Annotated in this window: 23 protein-coding genes and 1 pseudogene; 18 read left to right on the top strand and 6 right to left on the bottom strand. The window is 65.1% G+C overall.

Annotated elements, in window-relative coordinates; all coding sequences use genetic code 11:
• The 12 genes and pseudogenes from FN835_RS15580 to FN835_RS15525 all read left to right on the top strand — a co-directional run.
• Nucleotides 1-162: pseudogene (locus FN835_RS15580) on the top strand (succinyl-CoA--3-ketoacid-CoA transferase); the annotation flags it as partial.
• A 95-nt stretch (nucleotides 163-257) separates the two neighbouring features.
• A complete protein-coding gene (locus tag FN835_RS15575; RefSeq protein ID WP_142664153.1) occupies nucleotides 258-842 on the top strand; it encodes a hypothetical protein in 585 nt (194 codons plus the stop codon).
• Nucleotides 839-1249 (top strand): tol-pal system-associated acyl-CoA thioesterase, encoded by a 411-nt coding sequence (gene ybgC / locus FN835_RS15570; protein WP_142664152.1) that lies wholly within the window; start codon nucleotides 839-841, stop codon nucleotides 1247-1249. Before FN835_RS15575 ends, ybgC begins: the two co-directional genes overlap by 4 nt.
• Before the next feature lie 101 nt (nucleotides 1250-1350).
• Entirely contained in the window at nucleotides 1351-2046 is a 696-nt protein-coding gene (tolQ, locus tag FN835_RS15565) for a protein TolQ (RefSeq protein ID WP_142664151.1), read from the top strand.
• Entirely contained in the window at nucleotides 2047-2514 is a 468-nt protein-coding gene (locus FN835_RS15560; protein ID WP_142664150.1) for an ExbD/TolR family protein, read from the top strand.
• Nucleotides 2515-2517: 3 nt separating this feature from the next.
• Entirely contained in the window at nucleotides 2518-4002 is a 1485-nt protein-coding gene (locus tag FN835_RS15555) for a protein TolA (RefSeq protein WP_142664149.1), read from the top strand.
• 61 nt (nucleotides 4003-4063) lie between these two features.
• The gene (tolB, locus tag FN835_RS15550; RefSeq protein WP_142664148.1) at nucleotides 4064-5386 is read left to right on the top strand and encodes a Tol-Pal system beta propeller repeat protein TolB; all 1323 of its coding nucleotides are present in this window, start codon (nucleotides 4064-4066) and stop codon (nucleotides 5384-5386) included.
• A gap of 21 nt (nucleotides 5387-5407) precedes the next feature.
• On the top strand, nucleotides 5408-5929 hold the full coding sequence (gene pal / locus FN835_RS15545) for a peptidoglycan-associated lipoprotein Pal (RefSeq protein ID WP_142664147.1): 522 nt from the start codon (nucleotides 5408-5410) through the stop codon (nucleotides 5927-5929).
• Entirely contained in the window at nucleotides 5929-6858 is a 930-nt protein-coding gene (locus FN835_RS15540; protein ID WP_142664146.1) for a tetratricopeptide repeat protein, read from the top strand. Before pal ends, FN835_RS15540 begins: the two co-directional genes overlap by 1 nt.
• Nucleotides 6848-8098, top strand: a complete 1251-nt coding sequence (tilS, locus tag FN835_RS15535) for a tRNA lysidine(34) synthetase TilS (RefSeq protein WP_142664145.1) — start codon at nucleotides 6848-6850, stop codon at nucleotides 8096-8098. The genes FN835_RS15540 and tilS overlap by 11 nt, the downstream gene beginning before the upstream one ends.
• A 60-nt stretch (nucleotides 8099-8158) precedes the next feature.
• Complete coding sequence (ftsH, locus tag FN835_RS15530) at nucleotides 8159-10057, top strand: ATP-dependent zinc metalloprotease FtsH (RefSeq protein WP_142664144.1); 1899 nt, start codon at nucleotides 8159-8161, stop codon at nucleotides 10055-10057.
• Nucleotides 10058-10378: 321 nt separating this feature from the next.
• Nucleotides 10379-10687: a chorismate mutase gene (locus FN835_RS15525; protein ID WP_142664143.1), complete on the top strand. Its 309-nt coding sequence runs from the start codon at nucleotides 10379-10381 to the stop codon at nucleotides 10685-10687.
• Here the strand turns inward: FN835_RS15525 and FN835_RS15520 are convergent.
• Genes FN835_RS15520 through ruvC form a run of 5 tightly spaced genes read right to left on the bottom strand, consistent with a single transcriptional unit; the run spans nucleotide 10684 to nucleotide 14160 of the window.
• Complete coding sequence (locus FN835_RS15520) at nucleotides 10684-11094, bottom strand: PaaI family thioesterase (RefSeq protein WP_142664142.1); 411 nt, start codon at nucleotides 11092-11094, stop codon at nucleotides 10684-10686. The two genes, FN835_RS15525 and FN835_RS15520, sit on opposite strands and share 4 nt — an antisense overlap.
• A complete protein-coding gene (gene ruvB, locus FN835_RS15515; RefSeq protein ID WP_142664141.1) occupies nucleotides 11087-12115 on the bottom strand; it encodes a Holliday junction branch migration DNA helicase RuvB in 1029 nt (342 codons plus the stop codon). The genes FN835_RS15520 and ruvB overlap by 8 nt, the downstream gene beginning before the upstream one ends.
• Nucleotides 12112-12990, bottom strand: coding sequence for a zinc metalloprotease HtpX (htpX, locus tag FN835_RS15510; RefSeq protein WP_142664140.1), 879 nt, complete (start codon nucleotides 12988-12990; stop codon nucleotides 12112-12114). Before htpX ends, ruvB begins: the two co-directional genes overlap by 4 nt.
• A 7-nt stretch (nucleotides 12991-12997) precedes the next feature.
• On the bottom strand, nucleotides 12998-13669 hold the full coding sequence (gene ruvA / locus FN835_RS15505; protein ID WP_142664139.1) for a Holliday junction branch migration protein RuvA: 672 nt from the start codon (nucleotides 13667-13669) through the stop codon (nucleotides 12998-13000).
• Nucleotides 13666-14160, bottom strand: coding sequence for a crossover junction endodeoxyribonuclease RuvC (ruvC, locus tag FN835_RS15500; RefSeq protein ID WP_142664138.1), 495 nt, complete (start codon nucleotides 14158-14160; stop codon nucleotides 13666-13668). The genes ruvA and ruvC overlap by 4 nt, the downstream gene beginning before the upstream one ends.
• 120 nt (nucleotides 14161-14280) lie before the next feature.
• Between ruvC and FN835_RS15495 the strand changes: the two genes are divergently transcribed.
• Genes FN835_RS15495 through FN835_RS15470 form a run of 6 tightly spaced genes read left to right on the top strand, consistent with a single transcriptional unit; the run spans nucleotide 14281 to nucleotide 20084 of the window.
• Nucleotides 14281-17070 (top strand): monovalent cation/H+ antiporter subunit A, encoded by a 2790-nt coding sequence (locus FN835_RS15495; RefSeq protein WP_142664137.1) that lies wholly within the window; start codon nucleotides 14281-14283, stop codon nucleotides 17068-17070.
• On the top strand, nucleotides 17070-17411 hold the full coding sequence (locus FN835_RS15490; protein ID WP_142664136.1) for a Na+/H+ antiporter subunit C: 342 nt from the start codon (nucleotides 17070-17072) through the stop codon (nucleotides 17409-17411). The genes FN835_RS15495 and FN835_RS15490 overlap by 1 nt, the downstream gene beginning before the upstream one ends.
• Nucleotides 17408-18973: a monovalent cation/H+ antiporter subunit D gene (locus FN835_RS15485; protein ID WP_142664135.1), complete on the top strand. Its 1566-nt coding sequence runs from the start codon at nucleotides 17408-17410 to the stop codon at nucleotides 18971-18973. Before FN835_RS15490 ends, FN835_RS15485 begins: the two co-directional genes overlap by 4 nt.
• Nucleotides 18970-19461 carry a Na+/H+ antiporter subunit E gene (locus FN835_RS15480; protein WP_142664134.1) on the top strand — a complete coding sequence of 164 codons (492 nt, stop codon included), beginning with the start codon at nucleotides 18970-18972 and terminating at the stop codon, nucleotides 19459-19461. The genes FN835_RS15485 and FN835_RS15480 overlap by 4 nt, the downstream gene beginning before the upstream one ends.
• On the top strand, nucleotides 19458-19727 hold the full coding sequence (locus tag FN835_RS15475; RefSeq protein ID WP_142664133.1) for a K+/H+ antiporter subunit F: 270 nt from the start codon (nucleotides 19458-19460) through the stop codon (nucleotides 19725-19727). The genes FN835_RS15480 and FN835_RS15475 overlap by 4 nt, the downstream gene beginning before the upstream one ends.
• A gap of 9 nt (nucleotides 19728-19736) precedes the next feature.
• The gene (locus FN835_RS15470) at nucleotides 19737-20084 is read left to right on the top strand and encodes a Na+/H+ antiporter subunit G (RefSeq protein ID WP_142664132.1); all 348 of its coding nucleotides are present in this window, start codon (nucleotides 19737-19739) and stop codon (nucleotides 20082-20084) included.
• Between the two features lie 51 nt (nucleotides 20085-20135).
• On the opposite strand, the gene dapA is transcribed toward FN835_RS15470, so the two are convergent.
• Nucleotides 20136-21011 carry a 4-hydroxy-tetrahydrodipicolinate synthase gene (dapA, locus tag FN835_RS15465; protein WP_142664131.1) on the bottom strand — a complete coding sequence of 292 codons (876 nt, stop codon included), beginning with the start codon at nucleotides 21009-21011 and terminating at the stop codon, nucleotides 20136-20138.
• Between the last annotated feature and the right edge of the window lie 11 nt (nucleotides 21012-21022).

The raw sequence follows: 21022 nt of genomic DNA, 5'->3' as shown, positions 1-21022 counted from the left end.
TCCTGCACGTTGCCGCTGACGGGGCAGGGCGTGGTGAACCGCATCGTGACCAATCTGGGCGTGCTGGACGTGGTCGAGGGCGGCCTGAAGATCGTTGAGACCGCCGAAGGCGTCACCGAGGCCGAACTGCGCGCCGCCACCGAGGCAACCATCGTCGGTTGAGATTTCGGCAATCTGGCATTAGGGGGCTGTCAGTCCCCTGATGCGGTTTTGCCGCAATTCATCAGGCATCTGCCCAAGAAGAAAGCGCCCCTGCCGTGTTCGACGCCGATCAGATCGCACAGATGTTCACGCGCGACGGGCGTTATCTTTGCGCGCGCTGGGGTCGTCCGGTCGCGCCGGTGATCTTTGGTCTGGCCGATGAGACCCTGGACATATTTCGCGGCGTGACCCGTGCAGCCCTTGCCCATGCCCGCCATCCCATCGCCGAAACCGACCCCGAAATGGGCGCCAACATGATGAGCTTTTTCGTCCGCGACTGGGACGAGCTGGCGGGCGTGCCGGATCTTGGCCACCTGACCGGGCAGGACGATCTGCCCGCGCGGCTGGCCGGGCAAGGGGCCGACCAGTATCGCATCTTTCGCTTCGACGCAGATGGCGGTATCCGCGCCTGTCTTAGCTTTGTCAGGATCGGGGGCGCGCTGGCCGATGCCCATCCCGCAGAACTGGCCGAGGGGTTGGTGATGCGCGGCTTGCTGACATTTGCGCAAGACGTCCCGCCCTCGGCCGGGCTGGCGGCGCTGATCCGCGCGGCCTATGATCCGGTGATGCCGATCGCAGCCACCGATCCATCCCATGCGCTGCGCCTGAGCGCGCGGCTGACTGCCGCAGGAGCGCGCTGATGCACCATTTTCCGATCCGCGTTTACTACGAAGACACCGATCTGGCGGGCATCGTCTATTACGCGAATTACCTGAAATTCATCGAACGCGCCCGTAGCGAATGGCTGCGCGACATGGGCATCGACCAATCGGCGCTGAAACGGGATGCGGGGCTGGTCTTTGTCGTGCGCCGCGTCGAGGCGGATTATCTGGCCCCCGCCCGGTTCGACGACCTGCTGACCGTCCAATCGCGCCTGCACGAACTGGGCAATGCCCGCATCACAATGTGTCAGAAAGTCATGCGGCAGGACCGCGTGCTGTTTTCGGCGGTGGTCACGCTGGTCTGCATCAACGATGCCGGGCGGCCCGTGCGCCTGCCTGCGGAACTGGTCCGGCTGATGGGCGATGCGTCCCCTGCGTGCAACTGACGCAGAATTGACACGCGAATGGCTTTGTAGCCGCGCGGCATTCTGGTAAGCGGCAGGCCAGAAGCCGCAGTCCAGCGGCCGTAAGCACAGGCCTTTTTTCGATGGAACAACTCGCGGGTGCCGGGCAGCCGGTCGATTTCTCAGTTCTCGCGCTTTTCGTGCGCGCGTCGCTGACCGTCCAGATCGTCATGGTGATCCTGCTGGCGGCCTCGTTCTGGGGCTGGGCGATCATCATCCAGAAGATCATCAGCTTCCGCGCCGCCAAGCTTGATGCCGCGCGTTTCGACCGCGCATTCTGGTCGGGCCAGCCGCTGGACGACCTTTACGACCGTATCGGCGACACGCCCAAGGGCGCATCCGAGCGGATCTTTTCGGCGGGAATGACCGAATGGCGGCGCAGCCACCGCGACGATGGCGGGCTGATCGCGGGCGCAACCTCGCGCATCGACCGGGCAATGAATGTCGCTATCAACCGCGAAACCGACCGGCTGAACCGTGGGCTGTCCTTCCTTGCGACGGTGGGTTCGACCGCACCCTTCATCGGGCTGTTCGGCACGGTCTGGGGCATCAAGATCGCCTTCGAGGACATTGCGATTTCGCAAAACACCTCGTTGGCCGTCGTGGCACCGGGGATCGCCGAGGCGCTGGTTGCCACCGCGCTGGGTCTGCTGGCCGCAATCCCGGCAGTCATCCTGTATAACAAACTGTCCAACGACAGCGACCGTCTGGTCGGCAGCTACGAAAGCTTTGCCGACGAATTCTCGACCATCCTGTCGCGCCAGCTGGACGACGAATAAATGGGCGCCGGGGTCATGAAAAAGGGCCGCGGGGGCAGGGGGCGCAGAAAGTCCCAGCCCATGGCCGAAATCAACGTCACGCCCTTTGTGGATGTGATGCTGGTGCTGCTGATCATCTTTATGGTTTCGGCGCCGATGCTGACGGTGGGTGTGCCGCTGGAACTGCCCAAGACCGCAGCGCAATCCGTGCCCTCGGAACCCGAGGAGCCGCTGGCCGTGTCCGTGACGCCCGAAGGGCCGATCATGGTGATGAACAGCGAAGTCCCCGAGGATGAGCTGGTCACCCGCCTGCGCGCCGTGGCCGAGGAACGTCAAAGCGACAAGATCTATCTGCGCGCCGATGGCAGCATCCCCTATGCGCGGATCATGGAAGTGATGGGCGCGCTGAATGCGGCGGGCTTCAGCAATATCGTTCTGGTGACCGATGCGGGTGGCCCCCGCATGGACGCCCAGCTTTCGGAAGGCTAAGCCATGGATCGGGCCGACCGCATCGGCTACTGGGTCTCGGGTGCCGCACATGCCGGGCTTCTGGGCTTTGCCGTCGTGGGCGGCGTGTTCCGCCCCGAGCCGGTCGAGGCCGTCCGCATGGCCGAGGTATCGACCATGAGCGAGGCCGAGTTTCAGGCATTGGCCGCTGCCGCCGAAGGCCGCGCGCCGATTTCGGACGTGTCCGAGACGACGCCCGCCCAGCCGCAGGCCCCTGCCGATGAAGATGTCGCGGGTATGCCCGAGGCGCAAAGCCCGCCCGCGCCGCAAGCCAATCCATCGCAATTGCGCCCCGCCTCGCGTCCCGAGGCGCAGCCGGACCTGTCCGATGTGCAGGAACGCCCGCAGCCGGTGGACGTGGCGACCTTGGCCCCGCAGCCGAACCAGCCGTCATCCGACGAACAGGCCGCGCGTCCTGCCGATGCCTCGCGGCCCAATCCGGCGCGTGAACCGGCCCAGCCGGAATCGCCCGCGCCCGTGCCGCAGCGTTCGGCGCAGGCTCCGATCTCATCCGTGCGGCCGACGGGCCGTCCCGAAGGGCTGGCCGAAGCCGCCCGCGCCCGTGCCGCCGCAGCCGAAGCCGCGCGCCAGCGCGAGCTGACCTTGGCCCGCGAGGCAGATGAGGCCGCAGCCGAACAAGCCGCCACCGACAAGCGCGAAGCCGACGCCGCCAGGCGCGCCGCCGAAGAACGCGCCCGCGAAGAACGCCGCGAGACCGAGCGCCGCGAGGAAGCCGCCACCGCCCGCAAGGCCGATGAAGCACGTGAACGCGCGCGCCGTCAGGCAGCTGCCGAAGCCGCCGAACGAGAAGCCGCCGCCGATAAGGCCGCTGAGGAAAAGGCCGCCGCCGATAAGCGCGCGGCCGAGAAAAAGGCTGCTGCCGCAGCCGCTGCCGCTGCCGAAAAGCAAGCCGCCGAGGAGGCGGCCCGCGCCGAAGCCGCCGCCGCAAAGAAGGCAGCCGAAGAAAAGGCCGCAGCCGAGAAGAAAGCCGCTGCCGAAGCTGCTGCCGCCGCCAAGGCCAAGGAAGAAGCCGCCGAACGCAAGGCCGCCGAAGCCGCCAAGGCAAAAGCTGCGCAGCAGGCCGCCGAAAAGGAAAAGGCCGGTGCGGGCGGCACGGGCGGGGGCGGTGCTGCCGCCAGCGGCCCGCCGCTGAGCCAAGGCGAAAAGGACGGCTTCCGCGTCGCGGTCGAAGCGTGCTGGAACCGCGGATCGCTTTCGACCGAGGCATCGCGAACCACGGTCTCGGTCGGCTTTTCGTTGTCGCCGGACGGCCAGCCCAGCGGGCTGCGCATGGTCGGCAGCAACGGCGGGTCGGACGCGGCGGCCAAGCAGGCCTATGAGGCCGCGCGGCGGGCGATCCTGATGTGCGCGGCCCGCAGCGGCGGCTACAAGCTGCCGCCCGAGAAATACAATCGCTGGAAAGATGTCATCATCGACTTCAACCCCAGCGGCAAAGCCACGGTCAAGTGAGCGGCATGGTATCCGCCGCCTTGACCCGATAACCTGCAACCAGACCTTACGAGGGCGATTCATGTTGCGTAAAATTCTTCTGACTTCCGTGATGGCCCTTGCGGGTCTGGGCATGGCTGCGCCTGTGATGGCGCAGGACGGCCCGCTGCGTATCGAAATCACCGATGGCGTGATCGAGCCGATGCCCTTTGCCATCGCGGCCTTCCATGACGAAGGCGGTGCAGGCCAGTATCTGCAACAGGTCCAGCAGCTTATCGCCGCCGACCTGACCGGCACGGGCCTGTTCCGCGAAATCCCGGCCAGCGCCCATATCGCGCGGCCCGCCAGCTTTGACGCGCCCGTGTCCTATGAGGACTGGAAGGCGATCAACGCACAGGCGCTGATCACCGGCGCCGTCAGCGTTCAGGGCGGCAAGGTCGTGGTCAAATTCCGGCTGTTCGACGTGTTTTCCGGCCAGCCCTTGGGCGACGGGATGCAGTTCGACGCCTCGACCGGCAACTGGCGCCGTGCGGCGCATAAGGCCGCCGATCAGGTCTATGCCCGTCTGACCGGCGAAAGCCCGTATTTCGACAGCCGCGTGACCTTTGTGCAGGAAACCGGGCCCAAGGATGCCCGCATGAAGCGCATCGGGATCATGGATTACGACGGCGCAAACGTGAAATACCTGACCGACGATTCCGCGCTGGTGCTGAAGCCGCGCTTTTCGCCCGATGGTTCGCGCATCCTTTTCACCAGCTACGCCTCGGGCTTTCCCAAGGCGATGATGATGGACGTGAATTCGCTGGGAACCCGTTCGCTGGGCGAACAGCCGGGGATGAGCTTTTCGCCCCGCTTTTCGCCGGATGGGCGCTGGATCGTCTATTCGCTGGAACAGAACGGCAATACCGACATCTATCAGATGGACGCGGCTTCGGGTGCGCAGCGCCCGTTGACCAATGCGCCGTCGATCGAAACCTCGCCCAGCTACAGCCCGGACGGACGCCAGATCGTCTTTGAAAGCGACCGCTCGGGTTCGCCGCAGCTTTATATCATGGGCGCGAATGGCGGAGAGCCGAAGCGCATCAGCTTTGGTGACGGGCGTTACGGCACGCCGGTCTGGTCACCGCGCGGGGACATGATCGCCTTTACCCGTCAGGTGGGCGGCAAGTTCCATATCGGCGTCATGCGGACCGACGGTTCCGAAGAAAAAATGCTGACAGAATCGTTCCTTGACGAGGGCCCGTCATGGGCCCCCAATGGGCGCGTCGTGATGTTCACGCGCGTGACGCCGGGCGGCGACGGCCAGCCGCGTCTGCATTCGGTGGACATCACGGGGCGGAACATGCGCCCGGTGCAGTTTAATGGTGCGGCCTCGGACCCCGATTGGGGCCCCTTGCTGCCGTAATTCGCGGGAATTGGACAGGATATGAAAACAATCGTCAAACTTGCCGCGATCGGTGCGCTTCTGACCATCGCCGCCTGTTCGCGGCCCGGCTCGCAAGGTGGCCCTTTGGTCAACGACCCCTATGCCGGGATGAACGGCGCGGGCGCGGGCGCGGTGGGGACCGGCACGCTGCCCGGCACGGCCGAGTATTTCAAGGCAAATGTCGGTGACACCGTGTTGTTCCAGCTGGACCAGTCCACCCTGACGCCCGAAGCCCGCACGACGCTGGCCAATCAGGCCGGCTGGCTGAACCAGAACCAGGGCTTTTCCGCAGTGATCGAAGGTCACGCGGATGAACAGGGCACGCGGGAATACAACCTTGCCCTGGGCGCGCGGCGTGCAAGCTCGGTCCAGGAATACCTGATCTCGCAGGGGGTGCAGGCGGGTCGGCTGCGCACCGTCAGCTATGGCAAGGAACGTCCGCTGGAAATCTGTTCGACCGAAGACTGCTTCATGAAGAACCGCCGCGCCGTGACCGCGCTTAGATCCGGGGCGGGCATGTGATGCGCGGACTGGGCCTGAAAGGGCTGATCCTTGCCGCAGGGGTGGCGCTTGGCGCGCTGCCCGTCGCGGCTCAGGATGGCCAGTCGCTGGCGGATATTCGCAACGAACTGAACCAGCTTTCGTCCGATCTGCAAACCCTGCGCAGCCAGCTTGTGGCCTCGGGTCCGGCGGGCTTCGCGGCAGCGGGTGGCGACAGCGCCATCGACCGCATGAACTCGATGGAGGCGCGGCTGGCGCAGCTGACCGGCCAGACCGAGCAGTTGCAAAACCGCATCGACCGTATCGTCAAGGACGGCACGACCCGCATCGGCGACATCGAATTCCGCCTGTGCGAGATGGAGGAGGGTTGCGATCTTGGCAGCCTGACCACGCCGACGCTGGGCGAACAGAATGGCGCATCGTCGCCCATGCCGTCGTCGGACCAGCGTGGCGATCTGACGAAATCCCCTGCGACCGGGGCCGCGACTGCTGCGGAAAAGGCCGATTTCGACCGGGCTCGGGAGGTGCTCGGTCAAGGTGACTTTCGTCGTGCTGCGGACCTCTTTGCGGCCGTTGCCGAAACCCATGCGGGCGGTCCACTGACCGCCGAGGCGCTGTTTCTTCGCGGGGCGGCGCTTGATTCGGCGGGCGATCTGTCTGCCGCCGGGATTGCGTGGCTGGAAAGCTTTGCCGCCAATCCCAACGGCCCGCAGGCACCCGATGCGCTGCTGGGCCTGTCCCGCGCCATGTCCGCCAAGGGCGGCCCCGCGCAGGGATGCTTCTATCTTCAGGAAATTCTGGCGCGTTTTCCCGACAGTCCCCAGGCTGTCGAGGCGGAAAAGCGTGTCACCGACGCGCAATGTGGCGCGATGGACCCCGAAGTGCCCGAGGGGATGGACCCCGCGCTGACGGATCCCGAAGCGGCTGCGGACATGCTTGATGCGCAGTGATCCGGTTGCGGATCGGCTTTCGCTGAAAATCAACGCTGCATTGGACCGTCTGGCGGGCGACATGCCGCGTGTGGGCATCGCGCTGTCGGGCGGTGGCGATTCGACGGCGCTGCTGCATCTGGCGCATGGCTGGGCTGCCGGGCGCAAGCTGATGGCCGCGACCGTCGATCACGGTCTGCGCGCAGAATCGGCGTCCGAGGCGCGGCTGGCCCATGCTGCCGCCACCGCGCTTGGCATTGCGCATGAAACGCTGGCGTGGCGGCGGCAGGGGCAGGGCGGCAACCTGATGGCGCAGGCCCGCGATGCGCGGCTGCGGCTGCTGGCCGAATGGGCGCATCGGCACGGGCTTTCCGCCGTGCTGCTGGGCCATACGCAGGACGATCAGGCCGAAACGCTGCTGATGCGCTTGGCGCGCGGTGCGGGTGTCGATGGGTTGGCCGGCATGGCCGAGGCGCGGCGCGCGCAGGACATGATCTGGCTGCGGCCCATGCTGACGATTTCGCGCGCCGATCTGCGCGACTGGCTGCGTGTGCGGCGGATCGGCTGGATTGACGATCCCTCGAACGAGAATGAGGATTACGACCGCGTGCGCATCCGCAAGGCGCTGGCGGCTCTGGATCTGCCGCTGGCACAGTTGGCGCAATCGGCGACCAATCTGGCAACGGCGCGCGATGCGCTGCAGGACTTTGCCGATCAGGTTGCGCAGGGCACGTTCGCGCATCTGGGCAGCCTTGGCCTGCCACTGGCCGCCTTTCGCCGCGCCCCGCCAGAGATTCGCCGCCGCCTGCTGGTTGCGGGTCTGCGCTTTGTCACCGGCGCAGATTATCCGCCGCGGCGCGAAACTTTGCTGCGGGCGATCTCTGTGCTGAACACCGGGGGGCGCGTGACGTTGGACGGGGTCATTGCCCAAGCGGCCGACACGCATCTGCGCCTGATCCGCGAACCGGCTGCCGCCGCACGTCATGGGGCGAATGCTGACGGATCGCAGGTGCTGTGGGATAATCGTTGGCAAATTCAGGGGGTTGAGCCGGGACTTGATATCCGCGCCCTTGGATATGACGCGATGCCGGACTGGGATTGGCGCGCATCCGGCCTGTCACGGGACGAAGCTGCGGCGACGCCAGCGGTGCTGCGGGACGGCAAAATTCTGGCCGCGCCGGTGCTGAAACCCCATGCCCGCATCAGCGCAACCCCGCTGCGTGACCTGCATCACTTCCGCGCTTTCATCTATACGCATTGAACCTCGCGCCGGAATCCCTATTTTCAAGCAAAAGTCTGTCTACCCTTGGAGGACCCGCCTTTGGGCAACGCGCGCAATATCGCCTTCTGGGTGGTGCTGTTTCTGATGATTCTGGCGCTGTTCAACCTGTTCAGCGACGGCTCGTCGCAAATGAACAGCCGCCAGATCAGCTATTCCGACTTCATCCAACGGGTGGACAAGGATGAAGTGAACGCCGTCACGATCGACGGCGAGAATGTCGGCATCACCACGAAGGACGGCCAGAAATACTCGACCGTCCGCCCGATGGGCGAAGATATTGCCGGGAAACTGGTCGATAAGGGCGTCGATGTCCGCGTCGAACGCCAGCAGCAATCCGGCTTCATGTCGCTTCTGGGCGTCTGGTTGCCGTTCATCCTGCTGATCGGCGTCTGGATCTTCTTCATGAACCGTATGCAGGGCGGTGGCAAAGGCGGCGCGATGGGCTTTGGCAAATCGCGCGCCAAGCTGCTGACCGAAAAGCATGGCCGTGTTACCTTTGACGACGTGGCAGGCATCGACGAAGCCAAGGAAGAGCTTGAGGAGATTGTGGAATTCCTGCGCAACCCGCAGAAATTCAGCCGTCTGGGCGGCAAGATCCCGAAAGGCGCGCTGCTTGTCGGCCCGCCCGGCACGGGTAAGACCCTGCTGGCCCGCGCCATTGCAGGTGAGGCGGGCGTGCCCTTCTTTACCATCTCGGGCTCGGACTTTGTGGAGATGTTCGTCGGTGTGGGCGCATCCCGCGTCCGCGACATGTTCGAGCAGGCCAAGAAATCCGCCCCCTGCATCGTCTTTATCGACGAAATCGATGCCGTGGGCCGTGCGCGTGGCGTCGGCATCGGCGGCGGCAATGACGAACGCGAACAGACGCTGAACCAGCTGCTGGTCGAAATGGACGGCTTTGACGCCAACGAAGGCGTCATCATCATCGCCGCGACCAACCGCAAGGACGTGCTGGACCCCGCGCTGCTGCGTCCGGGCCGCTTTGACCGCCAGATTTATGTGCCGAACCCCGACATCAAGGGCCGCGAGAAAATCCTGACCGTACATTCGCGCAAGGTTCCGGTCGGTCCTGACGTTGACCTGCGCATCATTGCGCGCGGCACGCCCGGTTTCTCGGGTGCTGATCTGATGAACCTGGTGAACGAAGCCGCGCTGACCGCCGCGCGTCTGGGTCGCCGTTTCGTCACGATGGAAGATTTCGAGAATGCCAAGGACAAGGTCATGCTGGGCGTCGAACGCCGCAGCATGGTCCTGACGCCCGAGCAGAAGGAAAAGACCGCCTATCACGAAGCCGGTCACGCCATCGTCGGCCTGTCGCTGCCGAAATGCGATCCGGTTTACAAGGCCACGATCATCCCGCGCGGCGGCGCGCTGGGGATGGTGGTCAGCCTGCCCGAAATGGACCGCCTGAACTTCCACAAGGATGAGGCCAAGCAGAAGCTGGCCATGACCATGGCAGGCAAGGCAGCCGAGATCATCAAATATGGTGAGGAAGGCGTCTCGAACGGCCCGGCGGGCGACATTCAGCAGGCCAGCCAGTTGGCGCGCGCCATGGTGATGCGCTGGGGCATGTCGGACAAGGTCGGCAATATCGACTATGCCGAAGCGCATGAGGGGTATTCGGGCAATACCGGCGGCTTCTCGGTTTCAGCCGCGACCAAAGAGCTTATCGAGCAGGAAGTGCGCGACCTGATCGAACAGGGCTATCAGGACGCCTATCGCATCCTGACCGAGAAGACCGAGGAATTCGAACGTCTTGCCAAGGGTCTGCTGGAATATGAGACCCTGACCGGCGAGGACATCGGCAAGGTGATCCGCAACGAACCGCTGGGTGGCGACGATTCGACGCCGGGTTCTTCGATCCCCTCGGTGACATCGATCCCGCGCGCGGGCACATCCCCGACCCCGCCGGACGCGGCGCCGCAGCCGCAGGGCTAAGTCGGCACAGAAAAAAGAACCCCCGGTCGCACGACCGGGGGTTCTTTCATGTCACAGGGTCAGGCGGGATTACAGAACGAGCAAAGCCACCGCACCCAGCGCCAGCCCAAGACCGAACCCGACATTGATCACGAAACTTGCTGCATTCATACCTTTCACCCTTTGCTGACGAAGCGGCTTTCGCCTTTGCCTCAGTTGAGGGTAAAACCGCGATTCCCGCCATGAAGTTCCATGTTGGGCGGAATTTTGCCGATACGCTGCGATATAACGGCAACAATCCGCCCGTTGCCTAAGCCATGCATCGGGCTTAAACGGCTTGGTATGAACAAATACCCCGAGCTTTCGCCCGATTCCGCCATGCATGATCTGCGCGCCCGCATTGATGCGATGGATGCGCGGTTGATCGCCCTTTTGGCCGAGCGTTCGGCCCTGATCGACGAGGCGGCCAGCATCAAGCTGCGCGAAGGTTTGCCCGCCCGTATCGATACCCGTGTCGAGGAGGTGGCGATGAACGCCCGTCGGCTGGCCGGAGAAGCGGGCTTCGACCCCGATCTGGCGGAATCGCTGTGGCGCACGATGGTTGAACATTTCATCGCACAGGAAGACCGGATTCTGGCCAGCAAGGGCTAGACCGGGATCATCGTCCCTTGCAGCATGGCGACATGCTTGCGCGTATCGCCCGTCAACGCCCAGACATCGGCGGCGACGACCATGATGCGGCGGCCGGGGCGGATCACCCGACCTTCGGCCAGCAGCCCGTCGCCAAGCGCGGGCGAAAGCAGGTTGATCTTCATTTCCACCGTCATCACCTCGGCCCCCTCGGGCGTCAGCGTCAGTGCGGCATAGCCTGCGGCGCTGTCGCCGATGCTGAAGGCAAGTCCGGCATGGCCCGCGCCGTGCTGTTGCAGGGTGATGGGCAGGATGGGGGCCGCGATGGTGACGCGTCCGGCCTCGATCAGGTCCAGCTTTGCGCCCAGCGTCTGCATCATGGTCTGGCGAGCGAAGCTGTCGCGGATGCGGGTGGCGATGTCAGTCATCGAACAGGCTGTCCTGCTGGGTGCGGGGCGCGTCCAGCCCCAGATGCCGCCAGCCCAGTCGCGCCAGCATCCGACCGCGCGGGGTGCGGGCCACCAGCCCCTGCTGCATCAGGAAGGGCTCGATCACCTCCTCGATCGCATCGCGGCTTTCAGACAGCGCGGCGGACAGGGTTTCGACGCCGACCGGACCACCGCCGTAATGTTCGGCCATCAGCGTCAGGTAACGGCGGTCGGCGCTGTCCAGCCCGATGTGATCGACGCCCAGCCGCGTCAGGGCGTTGTCTGCAATCGCGCGGGTCAGGCGGCCATCACCTTCGACCAGCGCAAAATCGATCACCCGACGCAGCAAGCGGCCTGCGATGCGCGGCGTACCGCGGGCGCGTTTCGCAATCTCGCGCGTGCCTTCGGGGTCTGCGGGAATGCCCATAAGCCGCGCCCCACGGCTGACGATCAGGTCCAGTTCGTCGATGGTATAGAATTGCAGGCGGGTCGGAATGCCGAAACGGTCGCGCAGCGGCGTCGTCAGCAGGCCCAGCCGCGTTGTAGCCCCTACCAACGTAAAGGGCTGTAATTCGATGCGGACGGTGCGCGCGGCGGGGCCTTCGCCGATCACAAGGTCCAGCTCGAAATCCTCCATCGCGGGATACAGCACTTCCTCGACGGCGGGGTTCATGCGGTGGATTTCGTCAATGAACAGCACGTCCCGCGCTTCCAGATTGGTCAGGATCGCGGCCAGATCACCGGCGCGGGCCAGCACGGGGCCGCTGGTCATCTTGAAGTTCACCCCAAGCTCGCGGGCCATGATCTGCGCCAGCGTGGTCTTGCCCAGACCCGGAGGGCCGTGGAACAGCGTGTGGTCCATCGCCTTGCCACGCATCTTGGCGCTTTCGATAAAGACGCGCAGGTTGGCCCGCGCCTCGGCCTGACCGACGAAATCGGCCAGCATTTGCGGGCGTAGCGCGCGGTCTTCGCCGTCGCTCTCCAGTGGTTCGGGGCGCAGCATGGGGTCGGGCTGGATCATCGCGCGGCCCAAGGACCGCCATTGCGGCCACCTTGGGCCATGGCTTGCAGGCGCGCGATCCGCTCCTCGGTCGCGGGGTGGGTGGCGAACAGGCGGTCCATGCGCAGCGCATGCAGCGGGTTGATGATGAACATGCTGGCCGAGGCAGGGTTGCGTTCCGCCGGAATGTTCACGACCTGACCCGCCGCGCGCGAGATTTTGGCCAGCGCACCCGCCAGTGCCATCGGTTTGCCGCAGATTTCGGCGCCGATCCGGTCGGCCTCGTATTCGCGGGCCCGCGAGATCGCCATCTGCACCAGACCTGCCGCGATGGGGGCGAAGATCATCGCCAGAATCGCCGCGAATCCGCCGCCGCGATTGTCGTCCCGCCCGCCGAACATCGACGAAAACATCAGCATATTGCCCAGCATCGCAATGGCCCCGGCCATCGTCGCGGTCACGGTCATGATCAGCGTGTCGCGGTGCTTGATATGGGCCAGTTCATGCGCGATCACGCCCGCGAGTTCGTCGCGGTTCAGGACGCGCATGATGCCCTGCGTCACCGCCACGGCAGCGTTTTCGGGATTGCGGCCCGTCGCGAATGCATTGGGCTGTTCGGTTTCCAGGATATAGACCTTGGGCATGGGCATATTCGCCCGCTGCGCCAGTGCCGCGACCATATCGACCAGTTCGGGGGCTTGCTGGCGCGACACCTCATGCGCGCCCTGCTGGCGCAGCATCGCCTTGTCGCTGTTCCACCACGCCCAGACGTTTCCGGCGCCCGCAACGATCAGCGCAATGATCGCGCCGCCCTTGCCGCCGATCAGCGCGCCCATGGCCATGACCAGCGCGGTCAGCGCGGCCATCAGGACGAAGGTGCGGATATTTCCGGTCATTTGCCGTTCACTCCTTTGGTGCCAGCAGTCGCAGGGCTGCGCGGATCAAAGCCGCAGCGCCCGCGCCGGGTTCCGCGGCCTGGGCCTGTGCGACCGCGCCCGCCGCCTCGGACGGAGCATAGCCCAGATTGGCCAAGGCCGACAGCGCATCAGCCGTCGCTGCCGCTGAGGAAGGTGCGGCGGGTCTGGCCGGCGTGGCGGGCGCTTCGATCACTTCCGCGTCAGGGGCGGGCAGGGGGCCGGGATCGACGGTCAGCGCGCCGCCAAGCGCCATGACGGCGGGGGCCTTGTCCTTAAGCTCCATCGCGATGCGCTGCGCCAGTTTCGGTCCGACGCCCGGCGCTTTGCGCAGTGCCGACCAATCGCCAAGCGCCAGCGCGCGCGACAGCCCTTCGGGGCCAAGCGTGCCAAGGATCGCCTGCGCCACCTTGGCCCCCACCCCCTGAACCGAGGTCAGCAGCCGGTGCCATTCCTTTTCCAGCAGGGTCGGAAAGCCGAACAGCTGCAGCAAATCCTCGCGCACCAGCAGTTCGGTATAAAGCGCAGTCGCCTGACCGACGGGGGGCAGCCCCGCCGCCGTGCGTTCGCTGACATGGACGATATAGCCCACGCCGCGCACGTCGATCAGCACATGGTCCTGCGCCCGGTGCAGGATGATGCCCGCGATACGTCCAATCATGCTTGCGCCTTTATCTTCAGGGTCCGGCCCTGCACATGATGCGCATGACAGATGGCGACCGCCAGCGCATCTGCAGCGTCCGGGCCGGTCAGTTGCACGCCCGGCAGCATGAAGCGGACCATGTGCTGGATCTGTTCCTTGCCCGCATGGCCGACGCCCACCACGGTCTTTTTGATGGCGTTGGGGGCGTATTCGCCGATGCTCAGCCCCGCCTCGGCCACGGATAAAAGCGCGATGCCGCGCGCCTGTCCCAGTTTCAGCGTGCCCACGGCGTCCTTGTTCACGAAGGTCTGTTCCACCGCCGCCATGTCGGGCGCGTGCTCCGCGATGACTGCGCAAAGTCCGCGATACAGCACGGCCAGCCTTGGCCCCAGTTCATCGCCCGAGGAATGCACGATGCCGTTTGCCACATGTCTCAGGCGCGGGCCGTCCGTGATGACGATACCCCAGCCCATGTTTCGCAATCCGGGGTCGATCCCGATGATCTTCATGCCTGTCCCTTTTTGCCAAGGATTAGCACGAAAGGCGAACATCGGCCAGCGGCTTATTGCCTTATCGACTTGACATCAGCGCGACCCATCAAGGACATAGACGCAAACGACGGGGGGGATATGTCACCAGCACTGATCGCCGTTCTGCCCTTTCTAGGGGCACTTCTGCCGGCGCTGCTGATCCGATCTGGTCGTGATGTGGCAGCGGTTGCCAGCGCCACGGCGACAGGAATCGCACTGCTGGGACTGTGCCTGCATATCCCGGCGATCCTGTCGGGAGAGGTGATCCTTGCCCGCTTCGACTGGCTGCCAGCGCTGGGGTTGAACGCGAATTTTCGCATCGACGGGCTGGGGCTGCTGTTCGGCATCCTGATTCTTGGCATCGGTCTGCTGATCCAGCTTTATGCGCGTTTCTACCTGTCGGCGCGCGACGATGCGGGGGCGTTCTATACCTATCTGATGCTGTTCCAGGGCGCGATGATGGGCATCGTGCTGTCGGACAATATCCTGCTGCTGCTGGTGTTCTGGGAGCTGACCTCGCTGTCGTCCTTCCTGCTGATCGGCTTCTGGAGCCATCTGCCCGAAGGGCGGCAAGGCGCACGCATGGCCCTGACCGTGACCGGGATGGGCGGGCTTTCGATGATCGCGGGGATGCTGATCCTTGGCAATATCGCGGGCGGTTATGACCTGACGACGATCCTGGCCGCGCGCGAGGCCGTGCAGGCCAGCCCGCTATATCTGCCCGCGCTGTTGCTGATCCTGCTGGGCGCGTTCACCAAATCGGCACAGTTCCCGTTCCATTTCTGGCTGCCGCACGCCATGGCCGCACCGACGCCGGTTTCAGCCTATCTGCATTCTGCAACGATGGTAAAGGCCGGGATATTCCTGCTGGCGCGGCTGTGGCCGGTGCTGTCGGGCACGCCGGAATGGTTCTGGATCGTGACCCTGACGGGCCTTGCAACCATGGTCATGGGCGCTTGGATCGCAATTTTCCGCGACGATCTGAAATCGCTGCTGGCTTTCTCGACCGTCTCGCATCTGGGGCTGATCACCATGCTGCTGGGCATGGGGACCGAGGGCGCGGCGATTGCCGCGATGTTCCATATCGTGGCCCATGCGACGTTCAAGGCGGCGCTGTTCATGGTTGCGGGGATCGTGGACCATGAAACCGGCACGCGGTCGCTGGCCCGTCTGGGCGGTCTGCGTCGGGCGATGCCGCTGACATTCGCGATTGCGGCGGTGGCGGCGCTTTCGATGGCCGGCATTCCGCCGCTGAACGGGTTTCTGTCCAAGGAAATGATGCTGGAACAGGCCAGCCTGACCCCATGGCTGGCGGCACTGGCCACGCTGGGCGCGCTGTTTTCCGTCTGCTATTCGCTGCGGTTCGTCTGGGGCGTCTTCATGGGGCCGCCGCGCATCGACGGGCACGATCCGGGACCGGGGCTATGGCTTGCGCCTGCGTTTCTGGCAATGCTGGTCGTGCTGATCGGGCTGCTGCCCAATACGCTGGTGGGGTGGCTGGTCACGGCGGCATCGGGCACGGTCACGGCAGGCCATCCGCATCCCCATTTCGCACTGTGGCATGGACTGACCCCGGCGCTGGGGCTGTCGGTCATCGCCGTTCTGGGCGGGGCTGCGTTGCTGGCGCTGGGACCGCGCGGCTTTGCGCTGCCCGATGCCAAGCGCGTGTTCGACGCTTTGACGCGCGGGGCCGAAGCTGCGGCGCGCGTGGTGACCGACCGTTTCACCAACGGCTCGATGGCGCGGGCCTTCGTGGGCTTCACGCTAAGCGTGCTGCTTTGCGCCGCCTGGGCCTTTTCGACCGGAGATTACAGCGGGCCGACCCGCCCGATGCTGCCCATCCAGCCCGTGCCCCTGATCGGCTGGGCGGCGCTGATGATCGCGACGGGCGGCATGGTCGCCTTTCACCGCCACCGGATGCTGGCGCTGGTCATGGTGGGCGTGGTCGGGCTGATCGTGTCGGGAATGTTCCTGTATCTTTCGGCCCCCGATCTGGCGCTGACCCAGATCTCGGTCGAGGTGGTGACGGTGATCCTGCTGCTGCTGGCACTGAATTTCCTGCCCAAGCGGACCGCATTGGAAAGCCGCGACCGCAAGCGGGGCTTCGATGCTTTTGTCGCTGTGCTGGGGGGCGTGGGTTTTGGCGCGCTGGCCTATGTCGTCATGCGGGGAGGCTTCGCGTTTCCGCCGATTTCGGAATACATGCTGGCCAACAGCTACAAGCTGGGCGGCGGGGACAATGTGGTGAACGTGATCCTTGTCGATTTCCGCGGCTATGACACGTTCGGGGAAATCACCGTGTTGGGCATCGCCGCCCTTGCGATCTTTGCCCTGACGGAAACGCTGATGACCGGGGCCAGCGCCGCGCGTCTGGCGGCGTGGCAATACGACATGCCGCGTGCCGGCGCGCGCCACCCCTTGATGCTGGTGGTGGTGACGCGGCTGATCCTGCCGATGATGCTGGTCGTGGGGCTTTATATCTTTCTGCGCGGCCACAACATGCCGGGCGGCGGTTTCGTCGCGGGGCTGATCGTGTCGATCGCGCTGGTGTCGCAATATATGGCATCCGGTCACGCATGGGCCGAACAGCGCAACCGCTTTCCCTATCACGCGCTGATCGGGGCGGGGGTGATTGCCGCGGGCGTCACGGGGATCGGCGCCTGGTTCGCGGGGCTGCCGTTCCTGACCTCGACCTTTGGCTATGTCAAACTGCCTGGGATCGAGAAGTTTGAGCTGGCATCCGCCATGGGGTTCGACCTTGGCGTGTTCCTGTGCGTGGTCGGCGCGGTGATGCTGGCGCTGGATTCGCTGGCCCGCATCGCCCGTGCCGCGGGCGGGCAGGTCAGCCCCAGCCCGATGGACGTTGACCCAAGCAGGGGGAACGCCTGATGGAGGCACTTTTGGCCAGCGCCATCGGCGCCATGACCGCTGCCGCGATCTATCTGATCCTGCGCCGCCGCAGCTTTGCCGTGGTGCTGGGCACGACGATGCTGAGCTATGCGATCAACCTGTTTCTGTTCGCGACCGGCAGGCTGGTCGTGGACCGCCCGCCGATCCTGCGCGCCGGGGCCAGCTATACCGACCCGCTGCCGCAGGCGCTGGTGCTGACGGCCATCGTGATTTCATTCGGAATGACGGCGGTGACGGTGATGATGGCGCTTGGCGCGTTTCTGGAAGGTGGCGACGACCGCGTGGACATGCCCAAGGACGATCGGGAGCCGCCGCGATGAGCCATCTTATCATCACCCCCGTTCTGCTGCCCGCCGTGATCGGTGCGCTGATCATCCTGTGGATGCGGGGCGATCTGCTGCTGCAACGGGTATTTTCGATCGCCGGGACGGTGCTGCTGCTGGCGGTGTCTGTCTGGCTGCTGGGCCTGTCGCTGGACGGGCAGGTGCGGGTCTATCGGCTGGGCAACTGGGCCGCACCGTTCGGGATCGTGCTGATGCTTGACCGGCTGGCGGGGGTGATGCTGGTGCTGACCTCGGCCATGGCGCTGGCGGTGCAGATCTATGCCTTCGGCTCGGGCTGGGACCGCAAGGGCTGGCATTTCCACGCGCTTTGGCAGTTCCAGCTGATGGGCATCTGCGGTGCCTTCCTGACCGGAGACGCCTTTAACCTGTTCGTGTTCTTCGAGATTTTGCTGATCGCCAGCTATGGTCTGATGACGCATGGTGGCGGGGGGATGCGTCTGCGCGCAGGGGTGCAGTATATCGCCTTCAACCTTGCAGGTTCGGCGCTGTTTCTGGCGGCGCTGGGGGTGCTTTACGCGGTGACCGGCACGCTGAACATGGCCGATATGGCTGCGCGGGTCGCCGCGATGCCCGCGCAGGACACCGCGCTATTGCGCACGGGCGCGGTGATGCTGATGCTGGTCTTCGCGATCAAGGCCGCGCTGGTGCCGCTGCATTTCTGGCTGCCCTCGACCTATGCCAATGCGCCGGGCCCGGTGGCCGCGCTGTTTGCGATCATGACCAAGGTCGGGGTCTATGCCATCATCCGCTTTGGGATGCTGGTCTTTCCGCAGGATGCCGTGACCGAAGGGGTGATCAGGGATCTGCTGCTGCCCGCCGCGCTGTTCACGCTGATCGTGGGGCAGGTGGGCGTGCTGGGGTCGCGCAATCTGGGGCGGCTGGCGGCTTTTGCGGCAATCGGGTCCGTGGGCACGCTGGTCATCGCGGTGGCGCAGTTCACGCCGCAGGGCATTGCGGCAGGTATGTTCTATACCGTCCATTCGACGCTGGCGGCGGCGGCGCTGTTTCTGGTCGTAGACATGATCGGCGCAAGGCGCGGCGATCTGTGGCTGCGCGAAGGGCCGAAGCTGGGCGGCTTGGTCGCAGGGCTGTTCATGGCCATAGCCATTGCCGTCGTGGGAATGCCGCCCTTGTCGGGTTTTCTGGGCAAGCTGCTGGTGCTGGACGCCACGCGCGATGCGCCGGTGGTCTGGGCAGTGGTGCTGCTGACTTCGTTGATCGCGGTCTATGGCATGGCGCGGGCAGGCTCGCTGCTGTTCTGGAAATCCGCGGAACCGGCACGGGTTCTGGCGGGGGGCGTCTGGGCGGGGGGGCCGATCCCGACCAAGCTGGAAACCCATGAGCCGGTGCAGGATCTGGGCGATGCCGCATCGCCGGCGCTGGCGGCTGTCGCGGTCGGCGCGTTGTTGGCCGGGCTGGTCGCGCTGACGATATTTGCCGGGCCTGCGATGGATCTGGCGCAGGCGACGGCGGCGCAGCTTGCCGATCCCGACGCCTATATCCGCGCCGTGCTGTCCGGGCAGGAGGGGGCGAAATGATGCGCCGCCTGTTCCCGCACCCGCTGCTGTCGCTGACACTGGCGCTGGTCTGGATGCTGCTGGTCAACCGCTGGGCCGTGGGATCGCTGATCTTTGCGGCCATGGTGGGCACGATCGTGCCGCTGCTGACCGCGCCATACTGGCCCGATGCCGCCCGCATCCGTGCGCCGCATCGCATCCCCGGCTATGTCGCCGTGGTGCTGTGGGACATTCTGCGCGCCAATTTCAGCGTGGCCTGGATCGTGCTGTTCGTGCCGCGCAAAAGCCTGCGTCCGGCATGGATCACCATCCCCCTGGACCTGCGCCAGCCCGAGGCGATCACGACCCTTGCCGCTACCATCACCCTGACGCCCGGCACGCTGACCTGCGATCTGTCCCAAGACGGGCGGGCGCTGCTGGTGCATTGCCTGCACGCCCCCGATCCTCTGGCCGTCGTCGATGAAATCAAGACCCGCTACGAATCCCGGCTGAAAAGGATATTCGCATGATCGGATATGCGCTGGCCTTTGCCTATGGCTGCTTCGGAGTGGCAATGCTGTGCTGCCTTTACCGCGTGCTGCGCGGCCCGGCGATTGGTGACCGGGTGATTGCGCTGGACACGCTGACCGTCAACGCCATCGCGCTGCTGGCGCTGTTCGGCATCGATCGTGGCACGGGGATTTATTTCGAGGCGGCGCTGCTGTTTGCCATGCTGGGATTCGTCTCGACCGTGGCTTACGCGAAATTCGTGCTGCGCGGCGACATTATCGAATAGGGGGCGGGGATGGTTTGGGAAATCGCAGTCTCGGGCCTTTTGGTGATTGGTGGTCTGTTCGGGCTGATTGGGTCTTTCGGGCTGATCAAGCTGCCCGATCCGATGACGCGGCTGCACGCGCCGACAAAATCCGCGACGCTGGGCGTGGGGGCCGTGCTGATCGCATCGCTGGTCTGGTTCCCGTCGCAGGGTCAGGGTGTGAGCTGGCATGAACTGCTGATCACCCTGTTCCTGTTTCTGACCGCGCCGGTCGCAGGGAACCTTGTCGCCAAGGCGAATATGCATCTGCTGTGGCGCAAGCGGGACATCCCGCCGCCCGACAAAGGGGACTGGGCCACATTCGCCAAGCGGAAATGAAAAAACGCGGCCTCCGGGGCCGCGTTTCGCATGTCGGGCAGGGCTGCTGGCTTACAGCAGGCCCGCATGTTTCAGGGCAGTGTCGATCCGCGCCTTGGTGCCGTCCGTCAGCCCGACCAGCGGCAGGCGGACATGTTCGCCGCACAGGCCCAGCCGCGACATGGCGTATTTCGCGCCCGCCACGCCCGGCTCGATGAAGATCGCTTCGTGCAGCGGCATCAGCTTGTCCTGATATTCCAGCGCCTTGGCGTAATCACCCGCCAGCGTCGCATTCTGGAATTCGGCGCAAAGACGCGGCGCGACGTTCGCCGTGACCGAGATGCAACCGACGCCGCCATGCGCGTTGAAGCCAAGCGCGGTGGCGTCCTCACCCGAAAGCTGGATGAAATCAGGGCCGCAGGTAATGCGCTGCTGGCTGACACGCTCCAGCTTGCCGGTGGCGTCTTTCACGCCGACGATGCGCGGCAGTTTCGCCAGTTCGCCCATGGTGTCGGGCGACATGTCGATGACCGACCGGCCGGGGATGTTATAGATGATGATCGGCAGATCGCTGGCGTCATGCAGCGCGCGGTAATGCGCAATCAGGCCCGGCTGCGTCGGCTTGTTGTAATAGGGCGTGACGACCAGCGCGCCATCTGCACCTGCGGACTGCGCGTGCTGGACCAGACCGATCCCTTCGTGGGTCGAGTTCGAGCCTGCGCCCGCGATGACCGGAATGCGGCCCGCGACCAGTGTCACGACTTCCTCGACGACCTGACGGTGTTCGTCATGGGTCAAGGTGGGGCTTTCGCCGGTGGTGCCGACGGGGACCAGCCCATGGCTGCCCTCGGCGATATGCCATTCGACCAGCTTCTTCAGCGCGGGGATATCCAGATCCCCGTTGGGGGTGAATGGCGTGACCAGCGCGGGCAAGGAGCCTTTGAACATGACAGTATCCT

It is taken from the genome of Paracoccus laeviglucosivorans, assembly GCF_900182695.1.
Classification (GTDB): Bacteria; Pseudomonadota; Alphaproteobacteria; order Rhodobacterales; family Rhodobacteraceae; genus Paracoccus; species Paracoccus laeviglucosivorans.
This window is presented reverse-complemented; position numbering and strand designations above follow the sequence as displayed.